Source organism: Pontibacter sp. HSC-36F09, from assembly GCF_024171605.1.
In the GTDB taxonomy this organism is placed as follows: Bacteria; Bacteroidota; Bacteroidia; order Cytophagales; family Hymenobacteraceae; genus Pontibacter.
In genome coordinates, this window is sequence record NZ_JALKAA010000003.1 from 38,372 (window position 1) to 53,188 (window position 14,817).

Sequence of the window (14,817 nt, forward strand, 5' to 3'; positions counted from 1 at the left end):
TGTGGCATTTTATGTAGATTTTAGTAGGATTCATTTAAGTGAATTCATCTTCAGGTAACCGGTTTTTTTTGTTTCCCGATACGAGGTATAGCCAACAGCACCAGCACACCCACCACCAGCACACCTATACCTACCAGAGCTCCCATACCTGTGTACATCAAACTGGAGTAGAACAGATAGGCGCTCGTGAGGCAGAATATGAGCGGGGTGATGGGGTATAGCGGCACTTTAAAGGGTCTCGGGCGATCTGGTTCCTTGCGGCGCAACACAAACAGCGCTATACCTACCAGCAGCAAAAAGAACCAGAAAACCGGCGCCGTGTACTCCACCATCGTCTCAAAACCATTGCGGGTGAAAAGGGCTAGCCCGACCAGCGCCAGCGACACAAGCCCCTGCACGGCATAGGCATTCACCGGTGAGGAGGCTTTGGTGTTCCATTGGCCCAGGTAACTGAAAACCGGGAAGTCGCGACCCAGCGCGTAATTGGTGCGGGCCCCGGTCAGGATGGTAGCGTTAACCGAAGTCAGGGCGGCAAGCACCACAATAACGCCGATCAGTACCATACCTGCGTCGCCGATGGTCACCTGCGCGAGGTCGGCTGCTATGGCATCGGAGGCTGCCATCCCTTCCAGGCCCAGCACATGCAGGTAGGCCAGGTTAATGAGCAGGTAGATCAGAGTGATGATGGCGATGCTGGCAATCAGGGCGGTGGCCATGCCCCGGCGGCCGGTTTTGAGCTCAGCCGATATGTACGCCGCCTCGTTCCAACCACCAAAGGTGAGCAGCACAAAAACCATGGCCAGCCCCATGGAAGTGCCGTTGCCTGTGGCTGCATTGCCCGCTGCTACCGCTTCATCGGGTGTGAACAGGAAGGCCGCTACCAGCACAATCAGGATGCCCAGTACCTCCAGTATGATCAGAAAACGCTGCACACCCGCCCCAAATGTGACACCTGCAATGTTGATGGCCGTGAGTAAAACAATGACCAGCGCGGCATAGAGTACCGATGAATATTCCCCGATGCTGTAGATCTGAGCCATGTAATCGCCGATGATAAAGGAAAGCAGCGCAATAGAACCGGTCTGGATGATGCTCATACGTGCCCAGGCAAACAAAAAAGCCAATCGCTTCCCGAAAGCCCTCGTCAGGAAATGGTAATCGCCGCCGGCATGCGGAAAGGTGGTCGTCAGCTCTGCGTAGCAGAGTGCCCCGATCAGTGAAACAAGTCCACCCAGCAACCAGGTGGTCAGGAACATAGTGCCGTTCTCGACATTGGCTGCTACCAGCGAAGGTGTCCTGAAAATACCTGCCCCGACCACAATGCCCACAATCACGGCGATGGCGTCGAACATGCTGAGGGCGGGGCGGGGTTCTGCTTTCGATTTTTCTTCGGTCAGGGCTGGGGCCTCGGTACTGGCCAAAGCCGCTTCTGCTGCGGGGAAGTCTTCGTTCAGGTCAGGCATAGTTTTACAGCTAGGTATAGGTAGGTATAAGCTTAAAAGCCTCCGACCCACTGTTTACGGACAGCAACAGGATTTAAGTTGTAAACCATGCGCTTTTTTAAAGAGTACATAGTAAAGAGTGCGGGTGCCGGATTCGTTTCAGGTATAGCCCGGGCCATCCTTCATGTAGCTATTAAACAAAACATTATGAACTCTAACCTGCCTTTCAGCCAACCCGGTCGTATGATAATCGGTAAAGCAAGTGGTAAAACATCAAATTATATGGGAAAAGCTGTCGGCACCTTTCTAATTGCCATCCTGTCCGCCGTCCTCGCTATTGTGGGGTATAAATTCTTCGAGGGCGATGCTGCGCAAAATGCAAACTTCAACAACAATCCTAATGCAACCGCCCTACCGGCGGCCTCTTCGGCAGGCAACCCGGACTTTGTGCAGGCCGCAGCCAGCGTGACGCCTGCTGTGGTGCACATCAAAACCGAATACGAAGCTGGGCAAACCAGCCGTAACCCGATATACGAGATGTTAGGGATGCCCCAACAGGGTACGCCGGTACGGGGCTCGGGCTCGGGGGTGCTGATCTCCAAAGACGGCTACATCGCTACCAACAACCACGTGATAGAAGGGGCATCCGGTATCATAGCGGTGCTGCCCGACCGGCGTTCTTTCCAGGCGAAGCTGATCGGTACAGACCCCAGCACGGACCTGGCCCTGCTGAAAGTGGAGGGAGAGGACCTGCCGGTGGTGCCGCTGGGCGATTCCGACAAGGTGCAGGTAGGAGAGTGGGTGCTGGCGGTGGGCTATCCGCTTACGCTCAACTCTACGGTAACTGCCGGTATTGTCAGCGCCAAGGGCAGGAGCATCGGCATCCTGAACCGACCAAGCCAGGGTGGCTATGTCGATCCGGCGCAGGCGGCCAACACCGCCATTGAGTCTTTTATCCAGACGGATGCAGCCATCAACCCGGGCAACTCGGGTGGCGCGCTGGTGAACACTTCCGGCCAACTGGTGGGCATTAATACGGCCATTGCCTCCCAAACGGGCAGCTACGCCGGCTATGGCTTTGCTATACCTGTCAATCTGATGCAGAAAGTGGTGGGCGATATCCGCAAATTCGGACGGGTGCGTCGCGGTTTTCTGGGTGTGAGCTTCCCGGTGCCGGCTGTGGAAGACCAGCTGTTGCGTTCACGCGGCATCGACCCGGGTAAGGTAAGCGGCGTGTACGTGATGGGCGTGCAGCCCGGCAGTGGTGCCGAAAAGGCCGGTCTGAAGGAAGGTGACATTATTCAAGGTATAGACGGCATCGACGTGAACACTTCGGCAGAGCTCTCCGAGCGCATTGCCCGCTACTACCCCGGCGACAAAGTGGAACTGAACCTGCTGCGGGATGGCAAGCAGCGCAAAGCCACCGTTACCTTACAGGGTGAGGAAGAAGATACAGTGACCGAAAGCGGTGCCAAAGGACTGGAAGCCAGGCTGGGAGCCAGTTTCGCCCCGCTCACGGACCGCATGAAGCAGCAGTACCGCCTGAGCGAAGGCGTATACGTCACAAAGGTGGAGCCCGGCGGCTTCTTCGATTCGGCAGGTATACCGGAGGGTACTGTGATCGCGCGCGTGAATGGCCGCCCTGTCAGTAGCCTGGCTGACATCAGCAAATCGCTGGCAGCCTCCCGAAGCGGCATGGTGCGGCTGGATGGCATTACGCCAGACGGAACGGCCTTTGTGTTTAACTTCCCGCTGGGTGCATAAGGTGGCTGCATGACAGATTTAAGTAAGCTATACATCGGCACTTCGGGCTGGAGCTACCGCTGGCGGGAAGTGCTCTACCCACCCGAATTGAAGTCGGCGGACTTTCTGAGCCATTACGCCACCCGCTTTAACTGCACAGAGATCAACAGCAGCTTCTACCACTTCACCATGGCCAAAACCATTGAGAAGTGGCTTGCCCAGACGCCACCGCATTTTAAGTTTGCTCCCAAACTCAACCAGGAGATCACGCACAGGCGCAAGTTTCAGGATATAGAGGAGCCGCTGCAAAAGTTCATGTCGCGCTACTTGCTGATTGGCGAGCAGCTGGGGCCGGTGCTGGTGCAGATCGCGGGCAGTTTCCGCTTCGACAAAGGTATAGCGGGCGATTTTTACCGTACTTTGCGAGAGCTATACCCGAATCAGACCTTTGCGCTGGAGGCCCGGCATGTGTCTTGGTTTACAGAGGAGTCTTTTGAGCTGATGCGCGAGTTCAACATCACCACCGTCATCGCCAATGCCGGGAAGCGATTTCCGGGCACCGAAGTCACGACTACCGATCTGGTATACCTGCGGCTGCATGGCGATGAGAAAATGTATGCCTCGTCCTACTCCGACGAGAAGTTGGAACGCTACGCCTACATGGTGAAAGACTGGCTGGAAGACGGCAGGGAAGTATGGGTTTTCTTTAATAACACTATCCTGGGCAATGCCGTGCTCAATGCAGACAGGCTACGGGAATTTGTGACCGAACTGTGATTTTTCGAGGGCAAGAATAAACGCTAAGTGTTTAGACATCAATGGCTTGTATTGGGGTGTAAAGCCTTGAGAATCTAGTCACTAAAAATATATAGTGTTTTCAAAACATTTCAGGTGCAAGTGTGTAATACCTGCGATATCATGTAGTTTAATCAGCCATGCGTTTATTTTTATTCTTCTTACTTTTTATACCTACACTCAGCTTTGCACAATCGGGAGTGATAACAGGTATTGTGCGCGATGCCAATACCAATGAGGCCCTGATCGGGGTTTCGGTGCAGGTAGTGGGTGCACAATTGGGCACTGTTACCAATGAGAATGGCGCCTACCGGATCGATAACATTCCGTTGGGAAGCTATACCTTGCAGAGCTCTTATATTGGCTATCAGCAGCTGAGTAAATTCAATGTGAACGTAACCTCGGGCAATGCCCAGATCATCAACTTTGAACTGGTACCGGCATCGAGTCAGTTGGGGGAGGTGCAAGTGGTAGCGCGGCGCCGGCAGAGCGCAGCCATCGCCGATATCGTGACGCCGCTGTCGGTGCAGAGCCTGAGCACAGAGGAGATCCGCAGCAACCCGGGTGGTAATTTCGACATCTCGAAAGTGGTGCAGGTGTTGCCGGGTGTGGCCACCAGCGGCACAGGCGGTGGCAGTCGCAACGACCTGATCATACGGGGCGGCGCACCGAGCGAAAATGTATATTACCTGGACGGTATCGAAATCCCACTCATCAACCACTTCACCACGCAAGGCAGTGCTGGCGGCGCGACAGGTATACTGAACGTGTCGTTTATCGAGGATCTGAAAGTGAGTTCTTCCGCCTTCGACGCCCGTTACGATAATGCGCTGGCCTCGGTGTTTGAGTTCAGACAGCGCTATGGCAACCCAGAGCGTTTTTCGGGCAACGTGCGCCTGAGCGGTTCGGAGTTCGCGGCCACGCTGGAAGGACCGATTTCCCCTAAGACCACTTATTTAGTGTCGGCCCGCCGCAGCTATCTGCAGTTTCTGTTTAAGTTGCTTGACTTACCCATCCGGCCTAATTACTGGGATTTCCAGTACAAAGTAGACCATAAGATCGACAACAAAACTTCACTTTCCTTTATCGGGGTGGGAGCGATTGACGAGTTTGCCTTTGGGGTGCCGCGCAAAAGCACGCCTGAAAGCGAGTACATCCTGCGCTCTATACCTTCCAACAACCAATGGAATTACACAACCGGCGTCGCGATGAAGCGACTCGTGAATGATGGCTACGTAAACCTAGCCCTGAGCCGAAATGCTTTTAATATTGATCTGGAGAAAACGGAGGCGGCAAAGGAGGGAGGCACTCCGCAACCTACCCTCCAATCAAATTCACGTGAAACCGAGAACAAACTGCGGCTGGATGTAAACAAGTACCAGAACGGCTTCAAGTATGCCTACGGAGTGTCAGGGCAGTATGTGCAGTTCACCAACGACATCTTCAGTTTGATCCGCAACGAGGTGCGTGATGAGAATGGCAATCTGGTGGAGCCCGCTGTTACGATTAACTACGATACCAATCTCGATTTTTTCCGTTATGGCGCTTTTGGGCAGGTGTCGCGCTCGGTACTGAACAACCGTCTTGGTCTGTCGTTTGGCCTGCGCACCGACATGAACTCCTTTACCGACGAGGGGCGCAACCCCTTGAAAACACTTTCGCCGCGCCTGTCAGCCTCATACCTGCTCACCGATAAATGGACCATCAACGGCTCGTGGGGCACTTATTACAAACTGCCTACCTATACTGTGCTGGGTTATCAGGAAAACAATGACTTCCTCAACCGTTCTGCTGATTACATTCAATCGATCCACTATGTGCTTGGAACTGAGTTTCTGACACGCGAAGATCTGCGCTTTACCGTAGAGGGTTTTTACAAAGACTATAACAACTATCCGGTTTCTTTGCGCGACGGCATTTCGCTGGCCAACCAGGGAGGAGACTTTGGCTCTATTGGCAACGAAGCGGTAAGCACTACCGGAAAGGGCAGGGCCTACGGAGCTGAGTTTTATGTGCAGAAAAAGCTGACAGGAACGGTATTCGGTGTGCTTTCCTATACCTATGTGGTCAGTGAGTTTGCCGGTACCGACGGCCGTTATGTGTCCAGCGCCTGGGACTACCGCCATCTTGCCTCTGGTTTGCTGGGCAAGAAACTGCCACGCAATTGGGAGTTTGGTGCCAAATACCGCTACGCCGGTGGCGCACCTGCCACACCTTTCGATCTGGAGGCTTCGCAGCGCAACTATGCCTCCCTGGGCGTAGGTATACTCGACTATACCCGCCTCAACACCGATCGTTTGCGGCCATTCAGCCAGCTGGATGTACGCATCGACAAGAAGTGGAATTTCAACCGCATCACTCTGGACCTGTTTCTGGATATAGCCAATGTGCTGGGCAGCAATACCCCCGGATATGACCGCTATACCTTCCAGCGCAATGAGGAGAACACCGGCTTTGCTACTACCGACGGCAATCCACTGCGACTGGATGGAGGCAATGCTATACCTGTCATCCTCAAAAACGACGATGGTAACCTGGTGCCTACTCTTGGGTTTATTGTGGAGTTCTAAAGTCGGAAATCCGGCTCGCTGGTGCGCTTTCCTTCTAAATTTCGTACCTTTGGGCAGAAGGTTGTTACATCAGACAAGGAACCAGCATGAGCCAGAAAAAATCCGCTTTATACAGCATATTCTTTAACCGATGCCCACGCTGCCGTGAGGGCAAAATGTTCAAGGGTGGCCTCTATACCACCAAATTTGCCGACATGCACGAGAACTGCCCCTGCTGCGGACAGGAGTTTGAACCAGAGCCCGGTTTTTATTATGGCGCCATGTATGTGAGCTTCGGTTTTAATGTGGCCATCTTCGTTGTATCGCTCCTTATCCTGTCCCTGTTTGTAAAGGAAATCACGATGGCCATGATGATCGGGGTGGTAGCTGCTGTGGTGGTCGGCCTGTTGCCTGTTATTTTCAGATGGTCGCGATCGCTCTACATTCACATCTTCGTGCGCTACGAAGGCCCCTGCAGTGAAATACCTAAAAAGGTGCATTCATAAACCTGTCAACCCAGGGACAAACAGCAAATTTGATTATCTATACTTTTTAAATAAGTGAGAGCACCCCGGAAATAACAGGGTGCTCTCACTGTTTATTGGACTGGTGGATTAGTTTACAGTAAAGCCCTGCATGGTATAGAGGATGCCCAGACCCAGCGACTGATTATACTGCACAGCACTGTCCTGATCGTAGTCATAAATGAAGTTCGCCATCAGGTTGACGTTGATGTAGCGGTTTACCTTGGCTGTCAACACGGAGTTGAACATGTGATCGATGCGCTTACCAGACAGCTCCTTGTAATTGATATAGGACATGTAGTTCAGCCTCAGGTTGACGTTCGTGAAGATGTCGCGGTTGTAGCTTGCCTGCACCATGGCGGCGAGCCATTCCGTACGCACGCTCTTGCCTTCCGGTACGCCGTAGCGCTCATTCGCTGCCACATTATCATCTGCCAGAAACGTGAAGCGGGGCGCAAAAGGGCTTAGGCGGAGCGAGAAGTAAGGGTTTGGTTTATACTCAGCTCCTAATGCAAAGGTCAGAAAACCCGGTGACAGGAAGTTGGAGATCAAGCGGTCGGTACCGTCAGCATCCACATCGTACTCATAGCCTTTGGTAAACTGCGACAGAAAGTTTGCCGACACAAAAGTATTCCAGTCAGAGGAGATCGCGTAGCCATACTTGGAATCGAGAAAGATACGGTCGATGCTCTTGCGCTGTTCTTCTCCCTTATTTTTGAGCATGCCATACTGTAGCTGCACGGCATTGTCCCAGGAAGTTTTGCCCAGTTTGTAATCCGCGTGAGCATCCACGTTGGCGTTAAAGGCGATGGAGCTGATGCCGCCCGCTTTCCAGTTGTCGCTAAAAGCAGCCTGGTTGAGGTTTATACCACCCGCAAAGCTGCGACGCCAAGTGGTGTCGGGCTCGACCTGTGCCGTTGCTGAAGACACAGTGAGTAAAATGATCAGGAAGGAAAGTAGAATTTTCTGCATGTGTAAGCTTTGATGTATGAAATGATTTTGAATAGAAAACGCAATTGACATAGGTATAGAGCTATGCTTTTGAGTTGCTATATAGCGCTTACGCAATTTTGCAGGTATAGGTATGATTTTTTAAGATTTGGCAGCTCCCTATGGGGGGGCCGTTTATTTTTCGGATAAGTATACGCTATTTCTGTTTTTCCCTGGTGAAAGGCACAAACACCACGGGCATTAAGTTTCGAGTGACGGCTTCGCCGCGTTTTTTTTCGATCAGTTTGAGTGTTTGGTTCATGTATACCGGCCCGACAGGGATCACCATACGGCCGCCCTCCTTTAGCTGCTCAAACAGCGGAGGGGGGACAGACTCGGCGCCAGCCGTTACCACGATCGCATCGAAAGGTGCATGCTCCTTCCACCCCGCGTAGCCGTCGCCGATTTTTACTTCCACGTTATCATAGCCCAGTTGCTTAAGTCGTGCTGCGGCCATTTTTCCATGTTCCGGAATGATCTCGATGGTGTATACCTGCTTCACGATCTCAGCTAGCACGGCAGCCTGGTAGCCCGATCCGGTCCCGATCTCCAGCACTTTCATATCGGGTGTGGGCTCAATCACCTGGGTCATGTAGGCCACCATGTAAGGCTGTGAAATCGTTTGTTTATACCCAATGGGCAAAGCGCTGTCAGTATAGGCTTCGTTAGCGATGGAGGGAGGGACAAAGAGATGCCGCTGGACGGAGCGCATAGCGTTTAATACTGCTTTGTCGCTAACGCCCCGTCGCTTGATCTGTTGCTCCACCATTTGTTCACGCTGCGCTTTGTAAGCGTCTTCCTGCACTGGAGTTGTTGACAGCAGAAAGGAAAGCAGTATGTAAACCGGCATCAGCATGGTCTTCTTTAATTTTAGCAACAGGTATAGTTATTTATACTTCTGCCTATAGATTATGTTATGGGCCTGTTGCCGGGTAAATACAAATTTCTTTAGGCAAGGTTGCAGGGAAAACCGATCTCTTCTTTTATATTTAAAGCTCATTTCCCTTGTTGGTATATTTCAGGTATGGCATTTAGTAACATTCAGTCGCTTTTAATCCGGGGCGCAGTGGCGTGCGCTTTTTTTTTGTCTTTCAGTGCTTGCTCTCAAAATGAAGAGCTTATCGTTGAGGAGGACTGTGAACTGCACGTAGAGGCGCCCGAAACCTTTACGCCTACAGTCGCCACCACACTTGGCAAGCAGGTAGATTCCCTTTTTACACAGTTGCACAAAAGAAAGGGCTTCAACGGTACTGTGCTTGTGACCAAATATGACCAGATCATTTATCGCGGCGCTTTTGGCTATGCTGATTTCAAGACCAAGGACACCTTGAGCACCCAGACCGTATTTCAACTCGCCTCCGTTTCGAAGCAGTTCACGGCCGTAGCCATTATGATGCTGAAGGAGCAGGGCAAACTGAGCTACGACGACAGTCTGCAGGTATACATCTCCGACTTCCCTTACCGTGGCATTACCATCAGGCAACTGCTCACACACCGTTCCGGTCTGCCTAACTATACCTATTTTAGTGATGAACTATGGCCCGACCGCAAGGTGGATCTGAGCAACGACGATGTGCTGAGCATGATGGCTGTGCATAAACCCAGGATCTACTACCGGCCTGACCGCACCTTCAGTTACAGTAACACGGGGTACGCGCTGCTGGCCTCCGTCGTGGAGAAAGCCTCGGGACAGCCTTTTGCTGAATTTATGCGCGAGCATATTTTTGAACCGCTCAAAATGAACAGCACTTATACCTTTAACCATGAACTGGTTGCCCAAACTGGTAAGGTGGCTTCTGGCCACATCGGCGGTCGGCGCAAACGCCAGCCCGACTACCAGGATACCGTGCTGGGTGATAAAGGCATGTACTCGACTGTGGAGGACCTGTACAAGTGGGACCAGGCGCTCTATACCCAAAAGCTGGTGAAGCGCGAAACGCTTGAAGAGGCCTTCTCGCCGACCGGCAAAGTGAATAAAAGGGATGAATCCTACGGCTACGGCTGGCGGATCAAGCAGTTGGAAAGCGGCGATACGGTCGTGTACCACGGTGGTCTGTGGCATGGCTTCAACACCTACTTCCTGCGTAACCCCAACGACCACAGTTCCATCATTGTGCTCAGCAACCTGACCAACGGTAGCCTGAACTACATGAAAGACGTGCGAAACTTCATGTATCCGGCCCGCCCTAAAAACGAGAAAAGGCAAGGGCAGGTGGCAAGCGCCCGGTAGTAGTATGTAAACCTCTAATGAAGCAAAAGCAATTTCCAACTGATTTTATCGACTATCTGTGCCTTTCTACCCTCGTAGGTATAAAGGGTGGGGTAACGCGCGAAACTTTTCTCAATATCTGGATGGTCGAAGTGGCGGGAAGAGTTTTCGCTCGTAGCTGGTCCAAGAGTAATAAAAGCTGGTTTACAGCTTTTATAGAAGAGGGTGTGGGGCAGATCCAGTATGGCCAAAGCTTGCTGAACGTACGAGGAGAGCAGACGAAATACACCGATCTGAACCTGCTAATCGACGATGCCTACAAAGCCAAGTATACCCAGGAGCATAACCTGCCTTATGTAGCCGGTATAACCCAGCCCGAATACCACTTCTATACGATGGAGTTTATTTTTGAGGGTTTGTCAGTTTAGCTGGTTATCAGTAGGTTTACAAATTAAGAATCTGACTGCACAGGCAGGTAGCAACAAAGACCACATCGTGCTTAGGAATTTAAAAAATCTCCATTTCTTTCCTGAACTGCCTGGGCAAAACTCCACTTTTCCTTTTAAAAAATTTCCCAAAAGCAGATTGGTCGGACAGGCGCCTCTCATTGACGGAGGGCTCGTATATCGCTAGAATTTGGTAAGTCAGCTATCGGGTCTACCAACAGTATTTATCCCTCATCAACCCTTCCTTTTAATTCAGTCACTTCTACCCCTTCTGTACCAGAAGGTGTGAAATAAATTAGGAAAAGCCTGGAAGTAGATGGTGTTGATCAGCTGTCTCGGCTTCCAAAAGACCGCTCATCGAGGTTGACAATGGAAAAATCGCCAGGACAATAGTGAAACAGTTAATTCTTCCGATCCGTCATACGCTCCCAGCTATTTCAGAATGATGCGCTAAGTAACTGTAGTGACCACACTTCGTTAGAAATGTAGTGCTGCACTTTACTTTATTTGCTGATGAGAAGGAGGGAGGTTTTCAGTTACTTGTTCTGTCTGTCACTTCTGCTTTACATGGTACCTATATCTGAATGCGGTGCTCAAGTACTTTCAGGTGAAGTGTTTGCCGGCACAGACTGGAATTTACCCATTCAATTAAAAATAAAACAACCTGGTGAGAATGACATTGCTTTTAAGGCCCGCTACCGTACTAGACCATGGAAAGGTTCTCCATATTATGCATACCGGTTGGGCTTTCAGCAATGGTCACTGGAGTTAATTCACCATAAACTATACCTTCAAAATCCTCCACCCGAAATAGAACACTTTGAGGTTTCGCACGGGTATAACATGGCCATGGTAAGCAGAGACCTGCCATATAGGTATAACCCTTCTCTTTTTAAGCTTGGCTTAGGTATAGTGGTGGGCCACCCGGAAGGGAACGTAAGAGGGAAGCCGATCAATCCGGTGAACAGCTTATTAGGGGGTGGTTATCATATTTCAGGTGTATGTTTTCAAGCCGCCTTTAGCCCTAAACTGAAAATTACGGAGCATTGGTTTATCCGGCCGGAAGCAAAACTGACAGCAGCCTGGGCGCAGTTCTCTTTATTGGGAGGAGGTTCTGCACAGGTACCGAATATTGCCTTTCATACCCTGGTGGGGTTAGGTTACCAAGGGGAGCTTTAATCTGCTCTTTATGTTGTTCCAAATCAGCTCCAACTCGTTTAACACCCACTGCGTGGCGCATACCTATGTGGCAGTTACTCTGGGTGTGTCTGCGGGCTTAACTTATCCAAAACGAAGTATAAATACGGTGCCTTCTCCTTCTTCAGACTGTACCTGAATGGTGCCGTTATGTAGCATGACGATCTGCTTGCACAAACTTAGGCCGATGCCGCTACCTTGTTTTCGGGTACTGAAGAAAGGAATAAAAATTTTCTCCTGAACTTCCTCTGACATGCCTTTTCCATTATCGGATACCCTTATCACAACCTTTCCATTCGAAGCCTTCAAAGCTGATAAAGTGATCATAGGGTCTATACTGTCTTTCACGGCATCGATAGCGTTTACAACCAAATTTATAAGCGCCTGGTCCAGCAGGTTAGGGTCTGCCTGAAGGGCTAAATCCTGATCTTTTAAATTGATTTCCAGGCTGATGTTTTTTTGAGCGAGCGTGGGTTGCATTAGTCGGGAAAGGTTCGAAAACAGCTCCCGAACATATACCTTATCTAAATTCAGCGTGGTTATTTTATTCAGGTTTCTGTACGTTTCAGCGAATCTCAGGAGGCCTTCACTTCTGCGTTTAATCGTGCTTATACCTATTTCAAGGTCTTCCACGTCATCCTGGTTGATGCCGGTGGCAATAGAATGCTGCAACCGGTTTTTCAGGGTATCAGCCAGTGAAGATATTGGTGCCACTGAATTCATGATTTCATGCGTCATCACGTTCAGAAGCTTTTGCCACGCCTGTGATTCTGTTTCGTCCAGGGCTTCATTTATATTCTGAAAAGCTACCAGTTTATACTGTATCCCTTCATTCTGGAAGGTAGCGGCGGAAAGGAGCACTTTTATTGTTCTTTTGTCTCGCTGAGCTGTATGGGCGGTGGCTATTTTGGTTTGTCCGGGTTGCAATTGCTGCACTTCCAGGTATAAGCCCAAATCCCTTTTCTCGAGCGCATGTACTGATTTCATGTGAGGCACGTGAAGCAGATTTTTAAGGGATTCGTTCATCAGCAAAATTTCACCACTACCAAGCGCATACGTCATAATGCCGGTATCTATTAGCTCGGTTATTTTCTGCAGGTTCTGATACTGCGTTTGTTTTTCGAGGCTGATTGATTTGAAAGTAGAACTGATTTCATTGAACCCATGCCTGAGTATCTTCAGGTCTGAAGAGGCATGGTTCTCATCGAAAAAAATAGAGAAATCTCGGTAATGGATGGATTGAATGAATTGCTGAAATTCTGCTTGTGCCCGTTTGTGAAACTGAATCAGCTCGTATACCTGGAAAATGATAACAGGAAGTATAAATACAAGCGCCTCTGTCCACTGCTTTAGAAGCAATAAAGCCGGTAAACTCAGGGTAATCACTAAGAGTGCTACCCGCAGGGAAAGCTTTGATTCGTAACTGTTAAAGCTCATACTTATTCAGTCGGCGATAGAGAGCGGTGCGCGTTATACCCAATTCTTTAGCAGCTTTTGTCATGTTGCCACCATGCCGCTCCAACACGCGGTTGATCGTAGTTTTTTCCAGTTCTTCCAGATTTGTTTCGGCTACAGTGTCTTCCATAAGAGGGGCGGCCTCGATTGGTGAGAAAAGAATGTCTTCTGCAGATAACAATGCGCTGTCAGCCATGATCACGGCCCGTTCAATAGCATACTGAAGTTCCCGCACGTTGCCTGGGTAATGGTAACGCAGCAGCTTTTCCTGTGCTGGTTTAGACAGTTCAAGCGTTGGTTTCATGTATTTCCCGGCGTACACTTTCATAAAATGCTTTGCCAGCAAAATGATGTCGCTCCCGCGTTTGCGCAGTGGCGGAATCGTTATTTCCACGGTGTTGATGCGATAGATAAGGTCTTTCCGGAAATGCGCGTTGTTTGCCAGATCAGCCAGCGGCATATTGGTTGCGCAAAGCAGGCGAACATCTATGTCGATTGGTTCATTGGTGCCCACCCGGATCACCTGCCTGTTCTGCAACACACTGAGCAGTTTAGACTGTTGGTGCAGGGATATATTGCCTATTTCATCCAAAAAGATTGTTCCGCCTTTTGCAGTTTCAAACCTGCCGGCCCGATCTTCTTTCGCATCTGTAAAAGCGCCTTTTTTGTGTCCGAACAGCTCCGATTCAAAAAGTGATTCCGTCAGCGCCCCTACATCAACTTTTACAAAAGGCTTATCGGCACGAAGCGAATGCTGGTGAATGGCTTTAGCCACCAGTTCTTTGCCTGTCCCGTTCTCGCCCAGTATTAAAATGTTGGCATCCGTCGGAGCCACCTTACTTATTTTGGTAAAGATCGCCTGCATGACTTCTGATTCGCCGAGCAAATCAAAGCCGGGTACTGTAGAAGAAGGCACAAAACCAGCTGCTTTGGTGCCGTTAGCTTTAGCGGAAATGGCCGCCTGAATGGTACCGATCAGTTTTTCATTGACCCATGGTTTAACTACAAAGTCAAAGGCGCCTTCCTTCAGCGAGCGTATGGCCAGGTCGATGTCGCCGTAAGCCGTGATCATGATGACTGCTGTGTCAGGTGTCAGCTCCTTTATCTTTTTTAGCCAGAATAACCCCTCGTTTCCGGTATTGATGGAACTGACAAAGTTCATGTCCAGCAGGATAAGGTCGAATGACTTTTCCTTAAGGATGGATGGGATATGCTCGGGGTTTTTTTCAGTGACAATCTCCCTTACCTCCGGCCTTAGCAGCAACCGGACAGCGGTTAATACATCCGTGTCGTCATCAACCACCAGAATAGAAGCTTTCTTTAATTGCATAAGCGCAAGGTATAGCAATGGAAAAGTATATAGTAACGGAATAAACTACAATTATGCCATTTATACAATACGCTGATTTAGAAGCAGTATCAGCATTTAACTCTCTGCGACATGTACGTTATCGCACACTTGGCGCA

The 14,817-nt window shown here is 50.3% G+C and carries 12 protein-coding genes; 7 read left to right on the forward strand and 5 right to left on the reverse strand.

Annotated elements, in window-relative coordinates:
* Positions 1-50: 50 nt before the first annotated feature.
* Positions 51-1,463 (reverse strand): APC family permease, encoded by a 1,413-nt coding sequence (locus L1278_RS10020; protein WP_253403446.1) that lies wholly within the window; start codon positions 1,461-1,463, stop codon positions 51-53.
* Between the two features lie 87 nt (positions 1,464-1,550).
* On the opposite strand from L1278_RS10020, the gene L1278_RS10025 reads away from it, so the two are divergent.
* The 4 genes from L1278_RS10025 to L1278_RS10040 all read left to right on the forward strand — a co-directional run bounded on the left by L1278_RS10025 (position 1,551) and on the right by L1278_RS10040 (position 7,035).
* Entirely contained in the window at positions 1,551-3,206 is a 1,656-nt protein-coding gene (locus L1278_RS10025) for a trypsin-like peptidase domain-containing protein (protein ID WP_253403448.1), read from the forward strand.
* A gap of 9 nt (positions 3,207-3,215) precedes the next feature.
* Positions 3,216-3,962, forward strand: a complete 747-nt coding sequence (locus L1278_RS10030) for a DUF72 domain-containing protein (RefSeq protein WP_253403450.1) — start codon at positions 3,216-3,218, stop codon at positions 3,960-3,962.
* A 158-nt stretch (positions 3,963-4,120) separates the two neighbouring features.
* Positions 4,121-6,550, forward strand: a complete 2,430-nt coding sequence (locus tag L1278_RS10035) for a TonB-dependent receptor (protein WP_253403452.1) — start codon at positions 4,121-4,123, stop codon at positions 6,548-6,550.
* 86 nt (positions 6,551-6,636) lie between these two features.
* A complete protein-coding gene (locus L1278_RS10040; RefSeq protein ID WP_253403460.1) occupies positions 6,637-7,035 on the forward strand; it encodes a DUF983 domain-containing protein in 399 nt (132 codons plus the stop codon).
* A 108-nt stretch (positions 7,036-7,143) separates the two neighbouring features.
* Here the strand turns inward: L1278_RS10040 and L1278_RS10045 are convergent, their stop codons facing one another.
* On the reverse strand, positions 7,144-8,025 hold the full coding sequence (locus L1278_RS10045; protein WP_253403462.1) for a DUF3078 domain-containing protein: 882 nt from the start codon (positions 8,023-8,025) through the stop codon (positions 7,144-7,146).
* 175 nt (positions 8,026-8,200) lie between these two features.
* Complete coding sequence (locus L1278_RS10050; protein ID WP_253403464.1) at positions 8,201-8,920, reverse strand: protein-L-isoaspartate(D-aspartate) O-methyltransferase; 720 nt, start codon at positions 8,918-8,920, stop codon at positions 8,201-8,203.
* Positions 8,921-9,067: 147 nt separating this feature from the next.
* On the opposite strand from L1278_RS10050, the gene L1278_RS10055 reads away from it, so the two are divergent.
* The 3 genes from L1278_RS10055 (at position 9,068) to L1278_RS10065 (ending at position 11,877) form a co-directional block, all read left to right on the forward strand.
* Positions 9,068-10,273, forward strand: coding sequence for a serine hydrolase (locus L1278_RS10055; protein ID WP_253403466.1), 1,206 nt, complete (start codon positions 9,068-9,070; stop codon positions 10,271-10,273).
* 17 nt (positions 10,274-10,290) lie between these two features.
* Positions 10,291-10,680, forward strand: a complete 390-nt coding sequence (locus L1278_RS10060; RefSeq protein ID WP_253403468.1) for a DUF2255 family protein — start codon at positions 10,291-10,293, stop codon at positions 10,678-10,680.
* A gap of 867 nt (positions 10,681-11,547) precedes the next feature.
* Positions 11,548-11,877: a hypothetical protein gene (locus tag L1278_RS10065; RefSeq protein ID WP_253403476.1), complete on the forward strand. Its 330-nt coding sequence runs from the start codon at positions 11,548-11,550 to the stop codon at positions 11,875-11,877.
* Positions 11,878-11,979: 102 nt separating this feature from the next.
* Here the strand turns inward: L1278_RS10065 and L1278_RS10070 are convergent, their stop codons facing one another.
* Together L1278_RS10070 and L1278_RS10075 are read right to left on the reverse strand one after the other, a co-directional pair.
* A complete protein-coding gene (locus L1278_RS10070) occupies positions 11,980-13,332 on the reverse strand; it encodes a PAS domain-containing sensor histidine kinase (protein WP_253403477.1) in 1,353 nt (450 codons plus the stop codon).
* A complete protein-coding gene (locus L1278_RS10075) occupies positions 13,322-14,680 on the reverse strand; it encodes a sigma-54 dependent transcriptional regulator (RefSeq protein ID WP_253403479.1) in 1,359 nt (452 codons plus the stop codon). The genes L1278_RS10070 and L1278_RS10075 overlap by 11 nt, the downstream gene beginning before the upstream one ends.
* Positions 14,681-14,817: the final 137 nt, after the last annotated feature.